We start from the raw sequence: 20,643 nt of genomic DNA, 5'->3' as shown, positions 1-20,643 counted from the left end.
GTCACCCCACGCCGTGGAGCACGCTCTGCGGGTCGGCGAGCCGGGCGCGGACGTGCCCGAGGCCGAGCAGCACCGGGATGTCGGTGAGCAGCGGGAAGTGGTAGGCGAAGGGGCGGGGGCCGACCATGTCGGGCACGCCGCCGTAGCTGCCGTCGGCCTTCTGCTGGGCGAGCAGCCAGGTCAGCGCGTGGCCGAGGGGCCGCGGGTCGTCGGCGTAGCAGAGCGCGATCAGGCCGTAGGCGGTGCTGATGTCGTCGCTGGGGTCGCCGGGCTGCATGCCCCAGCCGCCGTCGGCGTTCTGCGTCTCGCGCACGGTCTGCTCGATCCGCTCGGCCATCAGGGCGGCGCGCGGGTTGTCAGGGCCCGCCGTGCAGGCCGCGAGGCGTACCCGGAACAGGCTGTGCAGGCGGCTGCGGCTCCAGCCCGGCTCGAAGTTCCCGTCGGCGAACTGGTTGTCGGCGAGGAAGGCCATCGCCCTGTCGCGTGCCGGTGCGGTGGCACGGTGCGGGGCCAGCGCGCAGATCGCGGCGGCGGTCATGCACGGCTCGGAGGAGGCGCCCGCCACATAGGTCGGGAAGCCGCCGTCCGCGCCCTGTACGGCCAGCAGCGCGTCGATGCCGCGCCGCACGGCCCCGGCATGCGTGACCGGGTCGACCGCCTGCAGGAACTCCAGGGCGCAGGCGGTGTCGTCGACGTCGTTCTGCGCGACGATCGTCGACATCGACCAGCCGCCGGTCAGCGGCGCGCCGCGGGAGAGCGACCGCAGCGGGGCACCGCCCTGGTGGGCGGCGAGCATCGCCGCCATGCGGCGCAGCAGCACCGGGTCTGCGCCTGCCGCGTGCAGTGCCAGACCGCCGGTGGACGTGCACCAGTTGTGCATCTCCAGCACGAACGGGAATCCGCCGTCGGGGCGCTGGTGGCGCAGCAGCGTGTCGAGGCCGCGCCGCGCGGTCTCCTGCTGGCCGGGCAGCCCGGCGAGGGCGTGCAGCGCCAGCAGGTGCATCAGCGCGTAGCCCTCCCACACCGTGGTGGCGGGGTCGGTGGCCAGCAGGACGCCCAGGGCTGCCTCGGTGGCGCGGTTCCGTACGCCCATGGCGCCGGCCAGGATCAGGGTGATGGACGCCTGCTGCACGGCGGCCCACGAGTGCAGCGGGTCCGTGGGGGCCTGCCCGCCGCCCGGGAGTTCCGCGTCGGCCGGCAGCGGGCAGCCGAGCACCGAGAGGACCGCGTAGACCATCAGCCTGCGGCGGACCGAGATGAAGCCCGGCGCGGCGGCCAGCACGCCCGCCGCCAGGGTGTCGACCAGCACGCTGTCGGCGCCGGGCTCCCGGCCCACGGCCCGCCCGATGGCGAGGGAGGCGAGCACCCGGTCGAGCTTGTCCGGGGACTCCTGGTGGCCGCGCAGATAGGCGAGCAGCCGGTCCCTGGCCGGCGACTGCACGCCGGTGCGGGCCATCAGCGACAGCGCGAGCGCGGACTCCAGCACTCTGCTCTCGCAGTGCCCGCGCAGCGCGCCGTCCGGATCGGCTCTGCCGCTGATGTACGCGATCAGCCGGGACGTGGCAAAGCGCACCAGGTCCGGGGAGATCTCGTCGGGCAACTGCAGCGGGGCCGGGCCCGCAGGGGTCGCAATCTTCATGGAGTGCTCCTGTCTGGGCCGGACCGAACCGGCCGGAATGGCCTGATGGTGCGAGGAAGGGCCCGGCCCCGCCGGGGGAACCCCGTGCGGGGCCGGGCGCCGGTCAGCGGACGCTCTGCGCGAACCGGAAGAACCGGTACGGGTCGTACTTCTCCTTGACCTGGGCCAGCCGTGCGTAGTTCTCGGCGTAGTAGGAGCGCCGCCAGTCCGGCAGGCGCGGGTCGATGAAGTTCTGGTAGGTCTCGCCGTTGGAGTACGGGTCGATCACCGCGAAGCCGCCGTCGACGTACTCGTAGGCGGCGGCCTCGGCCTCCGCGGAGATCGGCGCGACGGGGTCGGAGGTGAGGTAGCTGACCGAGAAGAGGCTGTCGCGGTGGACGTAGGCGGTGGCGTCGCGGGCCGGGGTGTTGGCCTGGCCGCCGAGGGAGGAGATCTGCAGCTGGCGCATCTGCCCCGGGTAGCGGTGCGCGTCGAAGGCCTCCAGGGCCTTGGCCCACCCGTCGCGCGGCATCGACTGCTCGAACAGGCGGCTGCGCCAGGCGCCGAACGCCGGGCGCTGGATCTGCCCGGAGGGGGAGGTGTCGACGCGGTGGCACTGCTGCACCGACAGCTCTGAGCACTGGTACAGCTGCATCAGCACCGACCGGTAGGGGGCGGTGAACTTCTGCTGGAAGACCGGGGGACGGCCGACCAGCGAGGTCAGCCGGGCGATCTCGGTGTCGAAGCCGGGGCCGGTGTCGACCGAGGCGAGGAAGACCGAGGCGGTCGGCACGGTGCCGGGCCCGGCGTCGGTGAGCGTGACGTTGACGCCGCTGCCGATGGTCCACGGCGCGTCGGGCAGCCACCGGGCCCAGCCGTCGAGCATGTCCAGGCACTGGTCGAAGGTCCAGACGAGGTTGATCGCGGCCACGTCGGTCAGCGGCGAGGGGGTGACGTCGTAGGAGGTCACGATGCCGAAGTTGCCGCCGCCTCCGCCGCGCAGGGCCCAGAACAGGTCCTTGTGGCTGGTCGGCGAGGCGGTGACGGTCCGCCCGTCGGCGAGCACCACCTGCGCCGAGGTCACCTTGTCGGAGGCGATGCCGACGCTGCGGGTGAACAGGCCCATGCCGCCGCCCTGCAGGAACCCGCCGGCCGCGACGGTGGGGCAGTAGCCGCCGGAGATGCCGAGGCCGGCCGGCGCGAGGGTGTCCATGATGTCGACGAGCTGGGCGCCGGGCCCGATCCGGGTCGAACCGTTGCCGAGCACCACGGAGTTGAGTCCGGAGACGTCGACGATCAGGCCCTTGGTGGTGGAGTAGCCGCCCGCGCTGTGGCCGCCGCTGCGCGCGGCGACCGGGATGCCGTGGGACTCGGCGAAGCGGATACAGGTGGCGACGTCCGCGGTGGAGGCGCAGTAGGCGACCGCCTTCGGGCTGGTGGCGTCGAACTGCACCTGGTAGAGCTGCTTGGCCGTCTGGTAGCCCGCGTCGGACGGGAGCACCAGGCGTCCCTGGAGCCGGTCGGCGAGCCTGCCCCACTGGGTTCGGGATGCGTTGGCCTTGGCCTGGGTGGCGCCGGCCAGTGCGGTCGTCGCCACTGCGACACCACCGGCGCCGGCGAGGAAGGACCTTCTGTTGATCATGCTGTTACTTCCGTGTTCGTCAGGGCGTTCACAGGCGAATGCACCGGGGCGGGTGTCTTGTCGGGTGCGGCGGCCGGCGCGGCCGCCTCGACGCGCGGAGCGGTGCCGGCGGTCACGGGACCCGGTGGCCGAGGACGAGCGAGAGCGCGTCGGTCAGGGCGCCCGCCGGGTCCGTCTCGGCGCCGCCGGCGCGCCAGGCCACGTGCTGGTCGGGCCGGACCAGCACGGCGCCGGCCCCGCCGGTCTCGCACAGGTGCTGCCAGGCGCCGTCCGCGTCGGCGTACTCGGCTCCCTCGCCGATCCGGACCGCGGTGACCGGCACGGAGAGCTTCTCCGCCGCCTGCGCGGCTGCCTCGGCCCATGCGTCCCCCTCCGCCCCGGTGATCAGGACGAAGCCGGTGCCGGAGCCGACCAGGTCGTGGGTGGACACGCGCCGGCCGTCCTGCTCGATCCACGCGTGCGGCAGCAGGTGTCCCGGGCGGGTGGTGGGCCGGTACACGTCGCCCAGTGGGGAGCGGGCCGGCGGGCGGCTGCCGTCGGGGACGACCGCGCCCTGCTCGTAGGCGAATCCGGTCTCCACGCCGATCGCCTGGCACTCGCCGCGGTGGGTGGCGAAGATCTCCGCCGCCCGGGCGCGCTGGGCGACACCCATCGGGGTCGGCGCGAAGTAGCCGAAGAACATCTGCGGGCGGCGCTCGGGCGGCACGTGCGGGCCGAGGCCGATGGCGGCGTCGATGACGACCTGGTGGTGCGCCGCGGCGGACATCGCCCAGCCCAGGTTGTACTGGCCGACGGGCCGGCGCTCGGCCTCGTAGGCGTCCAGCAGGCTGTCGCCGGCCTTGCCGGAGAGCACGGCGGCGAGCTTCCAGGCGAGGTTGTGGACGTCCTGGATGCCGGTGTTCAGGCCGAGGCCGACGGCGGGCGGCTGGCGGTGGGCGGCGTCGCCGACCAGGAACACCCGGCCGTGCCGGTAGCGCTCGGCGATCACCGCCTCCACCGTCCAGCTGGTCACCTCGTGCAGCGTCAGCTCCAGTTCGGGCAGACCGAGCACCTCGCGGATGCGGGCGGTGACCGCCTGCTCGTCGGTGCGGTCGATGCCGAACAGCGGCAGGTGCAGGCCCCACTCCTCGCAGTGCTTGCCCCAGGTCGGTCCCATCTCGATGAGGGCGCTTGACAGGTCGGCGCGCTGCGGGTTGAGGAACCAGGTGATGATCGAGCCCTCGGTCCACCACGGCGACAGATCGGCGGAGAAGTACGCCGTGGTGGCGTCGAAGAGGGCGGGCAGGCCCTCCATCCGCACGCCGAGGGCGGGTCCGACCGTGCGGCCGCCGTCCGCCGCGATCACGTAACGGGCCGTCACCGTGGTGGTCTCGCCGGTCTCGACGGAGCGGATCTCGGCGGTGACGGACTCGCCGCCCTCGTCCTCGGCCAGCGAGACCAGTTCGTGGCCGAACAGCACCCGCCCCGGGTTGCGCTGCTCGGCGTGCCGGCGCAGCACCGGCTCCAGGCGCAGCTGCGGGAGCTTGGCCGGGAGCACCGGGCCGGCCGCCTCGTAGGCCTCGCGGAGCGCGCCGCCGCCGAAGCCGTCCATCTCGTGGATGACCCGCCCGTCAAGCGGGCCCTGCCCGGTGAGCGTGGTCTGCCACCGGACCTTGCCGAACTGCTCGGTGTCGGCGCTCAGTTCGGTCACGTCGTCCACCAGGCCGTGCTGGCGGAAGATCTCCATGGTGCGCTGGTTGATGTAGTGCGCCTTCGGCAGGCGCGAGGTGTCCGCGCGGCGCTCCACGAGCAGGTGCTCGACGCCGTGGTCGGACAGGATGACGGACGCGGACAGGCCGGAGCCGCCGCCGCCCACGATCAGTACCGGAACCTCTACGGTGCCCAAGGTTTCGTCCTTCCGGAGATAGTGCCCGGGCGGCAGGAAGCATCCAACTTCCGCCGGGGCATGGAGAGTTCGAGAAAGCAACAGCCGTCACAGGGACGACGGGGGAAAAGGGGGGGCTACACCGGGTCCGCGAGGGATCCCTCGGGCAGCTGCATGATGTCCGGCACGCCGGCACCCCACCGGTAGTAGGACTGGAGCTTGTAGTAGGCACCGTCGGGCTGGGAGGCGACGGCGTAGACGAACTTCGTGTCCGGGTCGGAGCGCAGCACGTGCCGCACGAACAGCTCGATGCGGTCGTCGAGTTCGACGTCGAGACCGGACGGGTCCGTCGTCGCCACGGCGAAGGAGATCCGCTCGATCACCGGCGAGTCCCAGCTGAGGGTCACGTAGACGCCGAAGGCCTGGCGGCCGAGGCTGAGCACCTGCTCGGTGGGTTCGGCCTGGTCGATCTCGCGGAGCATCGCCCGCACCGACTCGGGGGCGATGCCGCCGGCGGGCGGTTCGCCGAAGTAGATGTTGACGCTGCGGTTGCGGTAGTCGATGCCGAGCAGGCCCACGGTGTCGCCCAGGCCGTGCCGGGCGATGAACTCCAGGCTGTTTCCCAGGCTGGGCGGCATCGACGGGAGGCCGGCCAGCGCGGCGACCTGCTGGAGCCCGGTCCTTGGCAGCACCACCCAGATCTTCTTGAACCCTCCGACGACGCCGAAGTCGATGCCGTATCCGTCGACGGGGCAGTTGTCCCGGATGTCCGCGAGCAGCCGGGAGACGGGGTGGTCCGTCTGGTCCAGCAGCCCTTTGTCCACCGCGAGTTCGTAGGGGTCGACGTCCTGCGGCACGGTGAACCGGCAGTCGAGCTCGCCGGAGCGGCGCGCACCGGTCGACACCCGGAACGCCACGATCCCCTGGGCGAGATCCCCCCCGTACAGGTCGAGGATCCGCAGCACCTCGTCACGTCTGTAGTCCACCTCCAGCAGTCCGGCCGCTTCCTCGATGGCCGAGTGGAGGGCCTGCACCGCGTCTTCCTGACTGATCAGGGCCGCCTCACTCATGGCGGTCACCTTCCGTACGCTTCATGGCGGCCAGCCTCGGCCACCGATCTTGAACAGACCTGTGACGTGACTTGTCGCCGGCTTGGCGTGATCATCGGGGCAGTTCCCTTCTGGGCAGTTCGCCCGCGTGCAGCAGGACCAGGGGGTGGAAGCGGTAGCGCTCCTCGCCGAGTGCGGTGCCGCCGGGCTCGGAGGAGAGCAGGCACGCGTCGACCAGCTCCTCCAGGGCGCGCTCCGCCTCGGCCAGGCCGATCACGTCGCCGGCCAGCCGGGCGGTGAACGGACCGGGGCCCACCGCCGCGAGCCAGGGCAGGACGGCCGCGGTGGCCGGACTGAGCCGGGACAGCGCGCGGTTGAGGGTGCGGGTCAGTTCCAGCTCGCCGTAGGACAGCGCGGCGAGCCGGGAGCGCGGGTCGGCCAGCTGGGCGACCAGCCGGGCGACCGGCCAGTGCGGGCGGGCGGCGAGCCGGGCGCCGGCGATCCGCACCGCCAGCGGCAGCCCCGCGCAGTAGCGCACCAGGTCACGGGCCGCGGGGAGTTCGGCGTGGATGCGTTCGGCGCCGACGGTCTCGGCGAGCAGCGCCACCGCGTCCTCGTCGCCGAGCGGTTCCAGCGGGACGGTGCACACGGCGGGCACCGTCACCAGGCGGGTCCTGCTGGTGACGAGCAGCGCGGTGTCCGGGCTGGCGGGCAGCAGCGGGGTCAGCTGCGCGTCGCTCGACGCGTCGTCCAGCACGATGAGCAGCTGGAAGTTGGCGGTCCTGGCGCGGTAGCGGCGCACCAGGTCGTTCAGGTCGGACCGGGACGCCTGCCCGGCGTCCCCCGGGTCGCCCAGCGCGGAGAGGATCTCGGTGAGTACGGCCGCGGGCCGGCGGGCGGCCCCGTCGGCGTCCTGGAGGTCGGCGTGCACCACCCCGTCAGGGAACGCCCGGGCGCAGCTGTGCGCCACCTCGGCGGCCAGCGCCGTCTTGCCGCTGCCGGGCATCCCCGTGACCAGCGCGGCCCGCAGCCGTGAGCCCGGGCCGGAGGGGCGGCGCAGCAGCAGCGACCTGAGCCGGGACGCCTCGGCCGTACGCCCGGTGACCGCGGCCGCCCGCACCGGCAGCAGCACGAGCGGCCTGCGCTGCGCGCCGGCGCCCTCGCCGCGCAGCATCCGCAGGTAGGCCCGGCTGAGCTGCTCCCCCGGCACCACGCCGAGCTGCTCGTCCAGGATGCGGCGGCCCTCGCCGTACACCTGGACCGCCTCCGCCTGCCGGTCGGAGCGGTGCAGCGCGGTGATGAGGTGGGCGCGCAGATTCTCTTCCATGGGGAAGCGGGCGACCAGGGAGAGGAGTTCGGGGACCAGGGAGCGGTGCCTGCCGAGTGCCAGGTCCGCCTGGATCCGGCGTTCCAGCGCCTCTGCGCGCAGGAATTCCAGCCGCGGCCGCTCGAACTGCAGCAGGTGCTCTGTGACGTTGTCCAGTGCATGGCCGCTCCAGCAGCCGAGCGCCCGGCCGAGCAGCCGGCCGGCCTCCTCGTGGCGGTGCTCCTTCAGGGCCTGGCGGCCCTGCCGGTCGAGCTGTTCGAAGGAGAACAGATCGACGTCGGCGCCTTTCACGTCCAGGACATATCCAGGACCTTTCCTGGAAATCCGGACGGCGTCGCCGAGGACTTTCCTGAGCCGCGAGACATAGGTGTAGATCTGCGAGTTCGAGGTGGGCGGCGGGGCGTCGCCCCACAGCGCGGCGCTCAGCCGGCCGTCGGCGACCAGGGCGCCTCGCGCCAGCAGGAGCACGGCGAGGACGGTGTGGATCTTCGTTCCCGGCAGCGGGACCGCCGTACCGGAGCGGGTCACGGAGACCGGTCCCAGCAAACGGAATTCGAGCACCGCCGCCGCGTCCGTATGCGGTTCGGCGCTCCCATCGGCGGGCCGGACGGCCACACCCCCAGAGTTCAGCACAGCATGATCCCCATCCCACGGCATCCCCGGCGAAATTCTCTCCGCAACCTATCCGCAGGCACTTTTCCCGCATTATCGAGTCGATTTCGCACACGCGAAATTACGGGGAAATCTCGCCAAAAGCGCCCGCGCCTAGGGTGCCGTCAGGAAAGCCGCTCAGGGGAATTGACGCAACAACACGGGGAGTCAATCATGCGCAAGCTCAGCTCGGTCGCAGCGGCGTTCGTCACCGCCGCGCTCCTTTTCCTGCCGCTTCTGCTCGCGATGAACGCCGGCCTGGGGACCAACGACCTGCCCTGGACGTGACCGCCCGCGGGGACGGGAGTGCCGGTCAGCCGTGGAGCAGCCGGGCCAGCACCTTCCCCTCGATGGGGCCGACCCCGTCGTAGGACTCCAGGGCCTCGCGCAACCGGCCGGCCCGCCGCGCCCACACCGGGGCGTTGAGCGTACGGAACTCCTGCTGGGCCCACTTCAGCGGCGCGTCGGCGCCGGTGCCGCCGCAGATCGCCTCCGCGCAGGCGAGGTTGGTGGTGATCCGGGCCTGCAGGAACCGGTCGTTGACCTCCTCGGCGGCGCGCAGCGCCCGCAGCAGGCTGGCGCGCGCCTTGTGCGGCTCGTTCTGCCGCCACTGCGCCTCGCCGAGGACGCACAGACCGTGGGCCTCACCCAACCGGTCGCCCTGGCCGCGGGTGAGGCCCACCACGTCGTGACAGACCCGCTCCGCCTGCGCCGACTGCCCGGCGCCGAGCAGCGCCTCGGCGAGGCGGTAGAGGTTCTGCGTACGGCTGCGCAGTGACCCGGCCTCGTAGCTGACCTCGATCGCCTCGTTGCTCAGCTCCACCCCGCGTTCGGGATTGCCCTGCTCGATCTCGATCTGGGCCAGCAGCCCCAGCGCGTGCGACAGGCCGGAGGAGTCCCCGGCCCGCCGGAAGAGCACCAGGGACTCCTCGCAGCAGCGGGCCGCGCCGGCCAGGTCGCCGGAGAACCTGGCGCAGACCGCGAGGTTGCGCCGCGCGATGGCCCGGCCCTGGATGTCGTCGCTCTGCTCCAGATGGTCCAGGGCGGCCAGCAGCCGGTCCCGCGCCTCCTCGTACCGCCGTTGGTAGATGGCCAGCGTCCCCAGCGAGCGGAGCATGGTGCCGATGCCGCGGATGTCGCCCGCGCGCTGCGCGCCTTCCAGGGCGCACTCGGCCATCTGCCGCCAGTCCTCCAGGTAGTTGCGGGTCTCGAAGAAGGGCACGGAGCCCACCGCGAGGACCCAGGCGCGGCCGGCTTGGCCGCCGCGGGCGGCCTGCGCCACCAGCGCGCCGAGCACTTCCCGCTCGCTCTCGAACCACTCGATGGGGTCGGCGACCAGCTCGCTCGCCGTCTCGCCGGGGATCTCCTGGGTGTGCGCAGGGTCGTGCGGAGCGACCTCGGCCTTGCCGTACAGCTGCTCCTGGGCCGCGTGCACCAGGGTGTTCATGGCGGACAGCACCCGGTCCAGCGTCTGCTCGCGCTCCCGCGCGCTGTCCTCGGCAAGACAGCGCTCCTGGGCGAACAGGCGCATCAGGTCCTGGATGCGGAAGCGCGTCCCGCCGCCCTGCACCGGGGTGCTCTCCAGCAGCTGGGCGCCCGCGAGCTGGTGGAGCAGTTCCTCGGAGACCGCCGGGCTGACACCGAGGACGGGGGCGCCGATCCAGGCCGGGAAGTCGGGCACGTCCAGCATGCTCAGCTGCCGGTAGAGGCGCGCCGCCTGGACCGACAGGGCGCGGTAGTTGAGCCACAGGCCCGAGCGCACCCCGCTCTCGCCGGGGCTGAGCACGTCGAGCCGCTCGCGGCGGTCCTCCATCCGTGCCGCCATCCGGCGCAGCGACCAGCGGTTGTCGGACAGTAAGCGGGTCGCGACGATCCGCAGCGCCAGCGGCAGCCGGTCGCACAGGTCCACCAGCCGCCGCGCGGCCTCCGGTTCCGCCGCCACCCGCTGGTCGCCGATGGTGGCGGCGAGCAGGCCCAGGGACTCCTCGGGGGTCATCCCGTGCAGTTCGAGCCGGACCGCGGCGAACGCGCCGGCCAGCCCGTTCAGCGGGTCCCGGGTGGTGAACAGCGCCCGGGCCGGGCCGCGGCCGGGCAGCAGCGGGCGGATCTGCTCCAGGGAGCGCGCGTTGTCCAGCACGACGAGCAGCCGCCTGCCCTCCAGGGTGCTGCGGTAGAGCGCGGCCCGGTCCTGGAGGCCCACGGGGATCGAGCCGCCGGGCACGCCGAGGGCGCGCAGCGCCCGGTCGAGGGCCGACTCGGCGGTGACCAGACCGCTCGGCCCGTGCAGGCCCTGGAGGTCCAGGTAGATCTGGCCGTCGGGGAAGCGGCCCGCGACGCGGTCGGCCCAGTGCAGCGCGAGCGCGCTCTTGCCGACCCCGGCGGCGCCGCAGACCGCCGCGATCCGCACCGGCAGGCCGCCGCCTTGCGCCGGGACCGGTTGCACCAGCCGTTCGAGCAGTTCCAGTTCGGCCGCCCGCCCGACGAACGGCTCAGGCGGCAGGGGTAGTTGCCGGGGTACGACATCGGCCGCCGGGGCGGGCGCGGCGGCCTGCACCGGGGCCGGCCCATCACCCTGGAGCACCCTGCGGTGGAGCGCCTGCAGTTCGGCGCCCGGCTCGACGCCCAACTCCGCGATGAGGATCCGGCGGCCTTCCCGGTAGCAGTCCAGCGCCTCGGACCGGCGGCCCGACAGGTGGTAGGCCTGCATGAGCACCGCCCTGGCGTGCTCGCGCAGCGGGTACTCGGCCACGACCGGGGTCAGGCTCGCCACCACCGACCGGTAGCGGCCCTGCTGGAGCTGGACGGCAGCGTACTCCTCGGCGAGGTCGATCCGCAGCTCGGTGAGCCGGCTGACCACCCCGGTCAGGGAGCCGCCGTCCATGCCGTCGAGCACCGGGCCCGACCACAGCGCGAGGGCGTCCTCGAACCGGGCGGCCGCGGCCTCCGGGTCGCCGGCCTCGGCGGCGGCACCGGCGGCGGCGGCCGACTCGTAGAGGTCGACCACGTCGACGTAGTGGCCCTCGGTGTGCAGCACGTAGCCGGGCAGCACCGTCTCGATGAGGCCGTCGACACCCGCCTCGTCGCGGAAGGTCTTGCGCAGCGCGGAGACGCAGATGGCGATCTGGTTGCGCGCGGTGGCCGGCGGGTCACTGTGCCAGACGGCGTCCGCCAGCGAGTCCACCGAGACGACGCGTCCCGGGGTGAGCAGCAGCACCGCCAGAATCGTGCGCTGCCGCGCGCTGCGCAGCACGAGTGACTTGCCGTCCACGCTCACCTTGAGCGGGCCGAGCACCTGAAAAGACAGCCAGGGCGACACACCGTCCCCTTCCCGGCGGAGCGTACGCCCCGCCCCCCCGCGGGAGACATTGCAGAGACATTCTGTGTACTACTACTGATCTCTACAACACAGTTCGGACCCCCCTCACGCTACGTACCGGTCACGTTGTCCGTGCCCTGCGCGTCTTCCGAACCTCACCACGTTCCGTCACCCAATGGCCAGCGCCTGTCCGTCGTTTGGCGTATGCCGTTCAGCCGGACGGCGATCTCCCTCCGCGCCCGCTCCCCGGCGCGGCTGTTGGCGAGCACCACGAGGCCGCGGCCGGTCCGCAGACGGAGTGCGGAGGCCGCGTAGTAGCCGGGCGGGGCGCCCTCGTGCCCGAACTCCGTGTCGGAGCCGAGGATGTCGACCATCGTGCCGAGGCCATAGAGGCTGTCAGGGCTCGGTGTCAACATGCGGGCGGCGGTGTCGCGGGCGAGCAGCGCGAGCGGGGCGCCGAGCGCGGAGCGCCGGATCTCCAGCGCCACCCGGCCCAGGTCGGCCGCGGTGCTCCACAGCTCCGCCGGGTCCATCGCCGTGGCGGCGCCGGCCAGCGGGCGGCCGGCGGCGTCGTGGCCGATTCGGGCCGCCGGCGCGCCGGTCCTGCCGTTGCGGTGCGGCGGCGGCCCACCGAACCAGCTGTCGTCAAGGCCGAGCGGCCCGAGCACCAGGCGCCGCATCAGCGGACCGAACGGCTCGCCCGTGGCGTCCTCGAGCAGCGCCGGGAGCCGGTCGGCGCCGGCGTCCGCGCCGCGGTGCCCGAGCAGGTCCGCCAGCGTGGCCGTCGTGCCCCCCTCCCCGCAGGACTCCGCGTCCAGGGCCAGCAGCCCCTCGTCCACCAGGCGCAGCGCACCAAGGGCTGCGACATGCCGGCCAAGGCCGCCCACCGGGAAGGCGGTGCGCGGGGTGACCGCGCCGCCTTCCCCGTCCGTTCCGGCGGCCTCGACCGCGACCAGGTCGCCGCACCGCATGACGGCGACGGAGGCGCCGGGCACCCGGCAGGCGGCCAGCACCTCCGCGAGGGCGCGCCCGGCGAAGGGGGCGCGCCGGCCCGTGGCGGCACGCCTCAGGGCGGCGCCGGGCACGCGCGGGGCGTCGGGCCCGCCCGGCGCGCGCCATCCCGGCCTGGGCAGTGCCGCCAGGTCCACCCGCCCGTCGGGGGCGCGCGGCACCTCGTCGAGCAGGGCGAGGCTGGCGGGCACCAGATGGCCGGGCAGCCGCCGCCGGCAGTGCGCCGCAAGCGCCGCCGCGTCCAGGTCCTGCGCGCCCGGGCGCGGCACCACGTAGGCGGCCAGCCGGACGTCGTCCGGCGCGTCCCGCACGCCGATGACAACGGCCTCCCCGACGCCGGGGTGGTCGTGCAGGGCCTCCTCGGTCTCCGCCGGGTCGGCCCGGTGGCCGCACACCCACACCTGCCGGTCGGCGCGGCCGAGCAGTTCCACCTCCCCCGCCGCCGTTCGCCGCGCGAGTTCCCCGGTGCGGTACATCCGCGTCCCCGCCGGGCCGTAGGGGTCGGGAAGGAACCGCTCCGCGGTCAGCGCGGGGCGTCCGTCGTAACCGCGGGCCACGCCGGGCCCGGCCACGTAGAGCTCGCCGACGCCGCCGGCCGGTACCCGGCGGCAACTGCCGTCAAGTACCCGTATCCGCGTGTCCTCGCCGGGCCGCACGGGCGGCAGGCAGGTGCCGTAGGACGTCTCGGCCGTCCCGTACGCGGTCAGCAGCCGCCCGGCGCCGAGGAGTTCGGCGAGCCGGGCGGTGGCGGGCCCGGGAGCGCCGCCCGCGATGAGTAACGTGCCGGCCAGTGCCGCGACCCCCGCGTCACCCAACTGCCGCACGAGCAGGTCGAGCTGGCCCGGGGTCAGGGTGAGGAAGCCGAACGGCCCGCTCGCCGTGAGCCACTCCCCCAGCCTCGCCGGGTCCACGGCCTGCGGAGCGAGCATCACCCGCTGCCCGGCGCCCAGCGGCGCCCACAGGCCTGTCGCCGTCAACTCGGAGGCCACCGAGGTGAAGACGGCCGTGCCCCCGCTGCCCGCGCCGGTGAACTCCCGTTCGGCCCAGGCAACATGGTGTGCCAGGCCGCGGTGCGTGACCGACACGGCGTGCGGGCGCCCGGCCGGCGCGGGCACATGCGTCACGCACGCCACGTCGTCAGGATCCGGCGCCCCAGCGGGTGGTTCGCCCGGGTGCCTGGCCAACTCGTCGGCGAGCTCGGGGTCGTCCACGCACAGCATCAGGCCCTCGAACCCGTCCGGTCCGTAGGCCGCCTCGGTGACCAGTGCCCGCGCCCCCGCGTCGGCGAGTAACCAGTGCAGCCGGGCCTCCGGGAACTCCGGGTCCAGCAGCAGGCATCCGGCGCCCGCCTTCCACACGCCCAGCGTCACGGCGTGCAGTTCGGGGCCCCGGCCGAGCAGCACCCCCACCAGCTCGCCGCGTCCCACGCCCCGCTCGCGCAGGCTGCGGGCCCAGCGGTCGGAGGCCGCGTCGAGCCCGCCGAAGGACAGAGTGAATCCGTCACCCTGCACGGCGACCGCCTCCGGGTTCCGACGCGCCTGACGTGCGACGAGTCCGGGAACGCAGTCGCCACCGGCCGTCCCACCCCCCGCTGTCCCCGCCGCGGCCGTCCCTGCCGCCCCGTCGCGGCGGCGCAGACCGGCCGGGCGCGGGTCGGTCCACCGCTGCTGGATGTGGGCGAGGCACCGCTCCCGTGACCCGCTGGTCCCCTCGGCGTACCAGCCGGCGGGCAGCGCGCGGTCGACCCACCAGATCGAGAACTGCCCCTCGCTGTTGAGCACGACGCGTCGGTCCGCGGGGGCGGCGGTCTGCGGTTCTGACAAGGTCGCTCCTGTCGGGTCCACGGGCGTTCCCCGGTTCGGGTGGGTCGGCCATCACCTTGCCCCGGCGTGCCATACACGACCTATACCGGTCCTTCAGGCGTGCTGTGTTCTCGGGCAGCAGCCTTCTTACCGGTCCCGGGGTTGCCAGGTCGAACCGACGCCCCGCGCGGTTGCGCACCCCGGCGATGTCGCCCAGGCGAAGCCCGACAGCCGTTCCACCAGGGCCAGTTGACCGCCCCGGGGTCCTGCCGGGGGTGGTGACCCGGTACGATCATCGGCGCGCGGGCGGCATCCCAGCCCTCGTCAGCCATCTCACGTGGAGTCGCGCGACGGCTGCCAGCCGTCAGAGATCATCGGCAGACCGGGCTGCCGATCGATGTCCCCCATCGGGTCGCGGACCTGTCCTGCACGACATGCCATGCCAGGAGAACGGCATCCCGCACGGGTGCCCAGCGACACAGTTCCCACAGAAGCGGAGAAAACGTGCTCGCCGCCTATCTCACGGTCACCATCGTCGGTGCGGTCTTCAATGCCGGCGCCGCCGTCACCTACCTGATCGGCCATCAGTACCCCCTGAGCCAGATGGACATGAAGGGCCTGCCCCGGAAGTACGCCCCGGTGCTCGGCGGGCTGCTGGCGGCCGGCACCGTGGGGCTGCTGGCCGGGCTCGCCGTGCCGGTCCTGGGCACCCTCGCCGCGGCCGGGCTCGTGCTGTACTTCATCGGCGCGATCATCGCCCACCTGAGGGTCGGCTCCCACGACATCCTCGGCGGCATCGTCTTCCTGGCCACCGCGGTGGCCGCACTCGTCCTGGGCGTGATCCACCACGGCGCCTGGTAAGCCACCCGGCGAACCGCCCGTGGCGCGGAGCGCGGGCGGGGCGGCGCACGCGACACCGTGTCGCAGTACGCCGCCCGAGGTCCGGACGAGCCGCGGGCCCGGTCCTTGGCCGGCTACTTCGGGTCGCGGTTGAACAGCGAGGTCGACCAGAGGTAGCCGAGGAAGGTCAGCGCCAGGCACCAGGCGACGGCGAGCCACCCGTTGTGGCCGATCGCGGTGCCCAGCAGCAGCCCGCGCAGCGTCTCGATGGCCGGGGTGAAGGGCTGGTACTCGGCGACCGGCTGGAACCAGCCAGGCATCGCGTGCACCGGCACGAAGGCGCTGGAGACGAGCGGCAGCACCATCAGCGGCATCGCGTTGTTGCTTGCCGCCTCGACGGTCGGGCTGGACAGGCCCATCCCGACGGCGATCCAGGTGAGCGCCAGGGCGACGAACGCCAGCAGCCCGACGGCCAGGATCCACTCCACCGCGGTGGCGTCCCTGGACCGGAAGCCGATCGCCACCGCCACGGCACCGACGAGGACCACGCTCATCACGCACTGCAGCACGCTGCCGACGACGTGCCCGACGAGCACGGAACCGCGGTGGATCGCCATCGTGCGGAAGCGGGCGATGATGCCCTCGGTCATGTCGGTGGAGACCGACACGGCACTGCCGATCGTGGTGCCGCCGATGGTCAGGAACAGGATGCCCGGCACGAGATACGCCAGGTAGTCCGACCGGTCCGCCCCGCCCTCCCCGATGCCGGCGCTCATGGTGTCGCCGAAGATGTAGACGAAGAGCAGGAGCAGCATGACCGGCGTGAGCAGCAGATTCAGCGTCAGGGACGGGTAGCGGCGGGCGTGCAGCAGGTTGCGCCTGAGCATCGTGGACGAGTCGCGCACGGCGAGGGTCAGGGAGCTCATCGGGCTTCCTCCTTGGGGTGGTTCTGCACGTTCCCGCCGGTGAGGGCGAAGAACACGTCGTCGAGGTCGGGGGTGTGCACGGTCAGCTCGTCGGCCTCGATGCCGCCCGAGTCGAGCCGTTCGAGGACGGCCCGCAGCTCGCGCTGGCTGCCGTCGCTGAGGACCTGCAGCGTGAGCGCCTGGTCGTCGCGGGCGGCGTCGTGCAGCGCGAGGGCGGCACTGCGATACGCGGCCGGGTCGGCGAAGCGGAGCCGCACGTGACCGCCGGGGACGAGCCGCTTCAGCTCCTCGGCGCTGCCCTCGGCGGCGATCCTGCCGTCGTCGAGGACCGCGATGCGGTCGGCGAGCTCGTCGGCCTCGTCCAGATACTGGGTGGTGAGGAAGACGGTGACCCCGCCGGTGACCAGCTCGCGGATGATCTGCCACATCGTGTGGCGGGAGCGCGGGTCGAGGCCGGTGGTCGGCTCGTCGAGGAAGATGATCCGCGGCGCGCCGACCAGCGTCATCGCGATGTCCAGCCGGCGCTTCAAGCCGCCGGAGTAGCTCTGCGCGGGCTTCCTGGCCGCCTCGGCCAGGTCGAACCGCTCCAGCAGCTCCGCGGCGACCCGCCGGCCCTCGCGCTTGGGCAGGTGGTGCAGGTCCGCCATCAGCAGCATGTTCTCCTCGCCGGTGATCAGCCCGTCGACTGCCGAGAACTGCCCGGTGACCCCGATCGCGGCCCGCACCCTGTCCGGTGCGGTGGCGATGTCGTGGCCGGCGACCTGGGCCTGGCCGCCGTCCGCGGTGATCAGCGTGGAGAGGATCTTCACCGCGGTCGTCTTGCCGGCGCCGTTCGGCCCGAGCAGCGCGAACACCGACCCGGCCGGGATGCGCAGATCGACGCCGTCGAGCACGGTCTTGCCGCCGTAGGACTTGCGCAGGCCGATGGCGGAGATGGCGGCCGGCACCGGGCGGACCTCATCCTGTCTGGACGTGGGCATGACAGAAGAAGGCATGAAGCCCCCCATTTCAAGGCTGGAGTGGACCGGGGTGTGGGTGAGCCGGCGAGACCGGTGGTCAGGCCCGGGCGCGGCGTACGTCGATGTTGCCGAAGCGCGTCCTGGCCCGGACCTCGACGGTTTCCTCGGACTTCTCCGGGGCGGCGGAGGCGTCGAGGGTGTTGCGTACCTGCCCCTGGTCGGAGCTGACATCGAGCCAGGCGGCGGTGCCCTCGCGGACACCGACCTCGATGGCACCGTAGGAGGTCTCCAACTGCACCCGGCCGCGTGCGACTTCGGCGACCCGCAGGGTGCCGTGCGCGGTGGTGGCGACGACCGAGTCCTCGGCGCGGCGGATCTCGATGTCGCCGTTCGCCCCGCTCACCCGCAGCTCACCGGTCGCGGCACCGACGGTCGTGGTGCCGTGCGAGTTCTTCAGCACGGCGGGACCGTCGAGGAGGCCGACACGCAGGCTGCCGGAGCTGGTGGTGATCTCCGCCAGGCCCTCGACCCGGTCCACGGTGATCGAGCCGTGCGACGCCTTCAGTTGCAGCGGGCCGGTGGTGTCGAGGCGGACGTCACCGGAGGACGTCTTCACCCGCACCTCGCCGAGCCGGCCCTCGCCGAGCACCTGGGCCCAGGCACCGGTCATGTCGACGCGCGATCCGGTGGGCAGTGCGACCGTCACGTCGACGGTGCCGGTGCGCCCGAGCAGATAGCGCTGCTTGGGCGTCCTGACGGTCAGCGCGCCGCCGGCGAAGGTGACCTCGGTCTGGTCGGCCGCCCGTACGTCCTGGTCCCGCTTGGGGTCGCGGGGCCTGACCTCGACGACGGTGTCGGGGCGGTCGCCCGCGGTGAACTGGATGGAACCGGCCTCCACGTGCGCGGTGGCCGAGATGGGTTCGGGAGTGTCGAAAGTAGGCATGGCTGTCGCGTTCTCCTGGGTCTGCTGAGCGTCCCCGCTGGTGGGACGTGGTGTGTGGGTGAAGTGCCGGGGCGGGGCGGGGGGCTAGCGCACCCAGCCGCTGTAGCTCTGCCCGAGGGTCTGGGCCTTCTCCGGCGTACGCGGCCGGATCCCGCCGCCGCCGACGGCGGCCGACACGGCACGGACCAGCCACGCGTTGACCGACAGGCCCTCGCGGGCCGCGGCCTCCTCCGCGCGCGTCTTGAGGTGGGCCGGCAGACGCAGGTTGACGCGGGCGGTGCCGCCCTCGTCGCCGTCGGCCGGGTCGGGGATCGTGCGCGGTTCCACGGGTCCGGCCGGCTCCGCGGTGACCCCGCCGCCGGTGGGCGGCCTGGTCACGACGAAGTCGGGGTCGAGCCCCCGCAGCCGTACGTCGACCGAGCCGGGGGCGAGTTCGCGGGTGATCTCGTCCATCGCGGCGGAGAGCACGTTGAGCATGGTCAGCCGGGTCGCCGACTCCAGGGGAGCGGTGAGCCTCTCGGCCAGCTCGCGGGCATCGTCGCCGCCGGCTTCCGCGGCCACCGCGAGTTCGCGGCGGAGGCTGTCGACGTAGGGGGTGAGGTCCATGGCGCCATCATGACACCATAGTGGCGCCATCCGCAAGCCATTCGGTGGCACCTCTGCATCGGCGACTAGCAACACCAGCTTTGACCTGCAACAACAACATGGCACCCCGCTGCACAACAGTGGCATCATCCGCTCTCTCGTCCGTGCGGGAGCCGTTCGTGGCACCAGGATGGCGCCACGATGCGCCAACCAGTGCCGCCCTGGCGCGGTGTTACGCCGCCGACCGCTTTCCCGTCCCAGCAGTAGGACCCGCGGCGCGGGCGGTCCGGCCGACCTGCGAGCCGTCCCCACCTGCCGCGGACAGACAACCGAGGAGACATCGCGTGCACACCGCTGTGTGGATCGTCGCCGGACTGCTGGCCACGGTCTTCCTGATCGCCGGCGCCAACAAGCTGTTCATTTCCCGGGAGAGGCTTGCCAGGGCGCCCGGCGGGGGGTGGGTCCTGGACTTCGGCGCCGGATTCGTCAAAGGCCTCGGGGCCGCCGAACTGCTGGGCGCCGCCGGGCTGGTACTGCCCGCCTGGCTGGGCCTCGCACGGATACTGGCGCCGCTGGCCGCCGTCGGGCTGGGCCTGGTCATGGCCGGTGCGGCGGTCGTGGAGTTCCGCCGCCGGGAGTATCCGCACGCCGCGCTGAACCTGGTCTACCTCGCCCTGGCCGTCGTCGTCGCGGCGGGCCGCTTCGGCGGCGCCTGACCAGGGGGCGCCGGTCGGGCCGCCGGCCTACCGTAGCGTCTCGCCGATCATCGTCAGGGTGAGCTCTTCCAGCCGGCCGCGATCGGCGTCGGGCACCTCGCGCAGCGGCCCCTGCCCGGACAGCACCGCCGTTCCGTGCACCGCGGACCAGATCGGGTACTCTATGCCCGGCCTGCGCCGCGGGTCGAGCACGCCGGCCTCGACCAGCTCGTCCAGCGCGGCCCGGAGCAGGGCCAGCGGCGTGCGGCCCGAGCCCACCGCGCCGTCCGGTGTCCCGTACGCGTGCTGCTGCGGCAGGGCGAAGGCGGTCGCGAAGAGTCCCGGCTCGCCGCGGGCGAAGGCGAAGTAGGCCGTGCCGATCGCCCGCAGCCGCTCGCCTGCCGCGCCGGGGTCGCCGTGCTCGCCGGGGACGGCCGCGACACCCTCGGCCATCCGGTCGGCGAGCTCCCCGATCGCGGCCGCGCAGACCGAGGCGAGCAGTTCGTCCCGGTCGGCGAAGTGGCGGTAGGCGGCGTTGGGCACCACGCCCACCGCCCGCGTCACCTCGCGCAGCACCACGGCGTCCGGGCCGCCGCCCCTGGCCAGTTCGAGCCCGGCGGCGACCAGCCCGTCCCGCACCGCACCACGTGGGCGGCGCCGCGGCTCTGCTGCCGGGGACGTCTCCGCTGCTGGTCGGCCGGGGGTCATGGGACCAGGATAGCAATCGGTGGACAGTGTCCACTTCCCGTGGCTAATGTGGACAGCGTCCACTTGTGCTGCCGCGGGTCGTCCGCACGATCCCGCGGCCTGATCGTCAGCGGGATGGAAGTGCCATGACCAGGTTGGCCCCACTGCTCGAACGCAACGAGCGGTTCGCCCGCGACCATGTCCCGGTCGCGCTCGGCCTGCCCACCGCGCAGGTCGTCGTCGTCACCTGCCTCGACCACCGGATCGACCCCGCGGCCGTCCTCGGCCTGCGCCCTGGCGAGGCGCCGGTCATCCGCAACGCGGGCGGGCGTATCACCCCGTCGGTGATCAACGACCTCGGCTACCTGGCCTTCCTCGCCGAGGAGCTCTTCAGCGTGACCGGTCCGCTCTTCGAGGTCGCGATCATGCACCACACCCAGTGCGGAACGGGATTCCTCGCCGACCCGGCCTTCCTGCAGCGGGCCGCGCAGGCGACCGGCGTCCCGGAGGCGGTGCTGCGGGCATCCGAGGTGGCCGAGCCGGAACGGACCGTCCGGGAGGACGTCGAGCGCCTGCTCGCGTCGCCGGCGCTGTCGTCGCGGGTGAGCGTGTCCGGGCATGTGTACGCCATCGAGACCGGCCTGGTGACGACCGTGGTCGACGCGGTGACCGTCTGACGGCCTCCCGTCGCGCCCGACGGTCCGCGGGGGGACGTCGGCGAGGTTCCC

The 20,643-nt window shown here is 73.4% G+C and carries 15 protein-coding genes; 3 read left to right on the top strand and 12 right to left on the bottom strand.

The genetic code is table 11. The annotated features are described in order from the left end of the window. Position 1: 1 nt before the first annotated feature. The 7 genes from OG702_RS33545 to OG702_RS33515 all read right to left on the bottom strand — a co-directional run bounded on the left by OG702_RS33545 (position 2) and on the right by OG702_RS33515 (position 14,301). Complete coding sequence (locus tag OG702_RS33545) at positions 2 to 1,639, bottom strand: prenyltransferase/squalene oxidase repeat-containing protein (RefSeq protein WP_327292720.1); 1,638 nt, start codon at positions 1,637 to 1,639, stop codon at positions 2 to 4. Between the two features lie 103 nt (positions 1,640 to 1,742). After that, on the bottom strand, positions 1,743 to 3,260 hold the full coding sequence (locus OG702_RS33540; protein ID WP_327292719.1) for an FAD-dependent oxidoreductase: 1,518 nt from the start codon (positions 3,258 to 3,260) through the stop codon (positions 1,743 to 1,745). Between the two features lie 112 nt (positions 3,261 to 3,372). Next, a complete protein-coding gene (locus tag OG702_RS33535; protein ID WP_327292718.1) occupies positions 3,373 to 5,145 on the bottom strand; it encodes an FAD-dependent monooxygenase in 1,773 nt (590 codons plus the stop codon). A 116-nt stretch (positions 5,146 to 5,261) separates the two neighbouring features. Then, complete coding sequence (locus OG702_RS33530; RefSeq protein WP_327292717.1) at positions 5,262 to 6,194, bottom strand: aromatic prenyltransferase; 933 nt, start codon at positions 6,192 to 6,194, stop codon at positions 5,262 to 5,264. Between the two features lie 91 nt (positions 6,195 to 6,285). Next, positions 6,286 to 8,115, bottom strand: a complete 1,830-nt coding sequence (locus OG702_RS33525; RefSeq protein ID WP_327292716.1) for an AfsR/SARP family transcriptional regulator — start codon at positions 8,113 to 8,115, stop codon at positions 6,286 to 6,288. A gap of 349 nt (positions 8,116 to 8,464) precedes the next feature. Further along, entirely contained in the window at positions 8,465 to 11,467 is a 3,003-nt protein-coding gene (locus OG702_RS33520; protein WP_327292715.1) for an AfsR/SARP family transcriptional regulator, read from the bottom strand. A gap of 155 nt (positions 11,468 to 11,622) precedes the next feature. Continuing rightward, positions 11,623 to 14,301 carry an AMP-binding protein gene (locus tag OG702_RS33515; protein ID WP_327292714.1) on the bottom strand — a complete coding sequence of 893 codons (2,679 nt, stop codon included), beginning with the start codon at positions 14,299 to 14,301 and terminating at the stop codon, positions 11,623 to 11,625. Between the two features lie 483 nt (positions 14,302 to 14,784). Between OG702_RS33515 and OG702_RS33510 the strand changes: the two genes are divergently transcribed. Further along, entirely contained in the window at positions 14,785 to 15,141 is a 357-nt protein-coding gene (locus OG702_RS33510; protein WP_327292713.1) for a DoxX family protein, read from the top strand. A gap of 113 nt (positions 15,142 to 15,254) precedes the next feature. On the opposite strand, the gene OG702_RS33505 is transcribed toward OG702_RS33510, so the two are convergent. The 4 genes from OG702_RS33505 to OG702_RS33490 form a co-directional block, all read right to left on the bottom strand. Next, the gene (locus OG702_RS33505; RefSeq protein WP_327292712.1) at positions 15,255 to 16,046 is read right to left on the bottom strand and encodes an ABC transporter permease; all 792 of its coding nucleotides are present in this window, start codon (positions 16,044 to 16,046) and stop codon (positions 15,255 to 15,257) included. Beyond that, positions 16,043 to 17,026 (bottom strand): ATP-binding cassette domain-containing protein, encoded by a 984-nt coding sequence (locus OG702_RS33500; protein WP_442814667.1) that lies wholly within the window; start codon positions 17,024 to 17,026, stop codon positions 16,043 to 16,045. Before OG702_RS33500 ends, OG702_RS33505 begins: the two co-directional genes overlap by 4 nt. A gap of 76 nt (positions 17,027 to 17,102) precedes the next feature. Further along, positions 17,103 to 17,948 (bottom strand): DUF4097 family beta strand repeat-containing protein, encoded by an 846-nt coding sequence (locus OG702_RS33495; RefSeq protein WP_327292710.1) that lies wholly within the window; start codon positions 17,946 to 17,948, stop codon positions 17,103 to 17,105. Positions 17,949 to 18,032: 84 nt separating this feature from the next. Next, on the bottom strand, positions 18,033 to 18,554 hold the full coding sequence (locus OG702_RS33490) for a toxin-antitoxin system HicB family antitoxin (protein ID WP_327292709.1): 522 nt from the start codon (positions 18,552 to 18,554) through the stop codon (positions 18,033 to 18,035). A gap of 323 nt (positions 18,555 to 18,877) precedes the next feature. Between OG702_RS33490 and OG702_RS33485 the strand changes: the two genes are divergently transcribed. Next, positions 18,878 to 19,249, top strand: coding sequence for a DoxX family protein (locus OG702_RS33485; protein ID WP_327292708.1), 372 nt, complete (start codon positions 18,878 to 18,880; stop codon positions 19,247 to 19,249). 27 nt (positions 19,250 to 19,276) lie between these two features. Here OG702_RS33485 and OG702_RS33480 read toward each other — a convergent pair whose 3' ends face one another. After that, the gene (locus OG702_RS33480; protein WP_327292707.1) at positions 19,277 to 19,936 is read right to left on the bottom strand and encodes a TetR/AcrR family transcriptional regulator; all 660 of its coding nucleotides are present in this window, start codon (positions 19,934 to 19,936) and stop codon (positions 19,277 to 19,279) included. A 125-nt stretch (positions 19,937 to 20,061) separates the two neighbouring features. Here OG702_RS33480 and OG702_RS33475 point away from each other — a divergent pair, with 125 nt between their 5' ends. Continuing rightward, positions 20,062 to 20,592, top strand: coding sequence for a carbonic anhydrase (locus OG702_RS33475; RefSeq protein WP_327292706.1), 531 nt, complete (start codon positions 20,062 to 20,064; stop codon positions 20,590 to 20,592). The last annotated feature ends 51 nt before the right edge of the window (positions 20,593 to 20,643 follow it).

Source organism: Streptomyces sp. NBC_01198 (genome assembly GCF_036010485.1).
In the GTDB taxonomy this organism is placed as follows: domain Bacteria; phylum Actinomycetota; class Actinomycetes; order Streptomycetales; family Streptomycetaceae; genus Actinacidiphila.
Note: the sequence above shows the minus strand (reverse complement) of the source record. Positions and strands in the feature narration are given on the sequence as shown.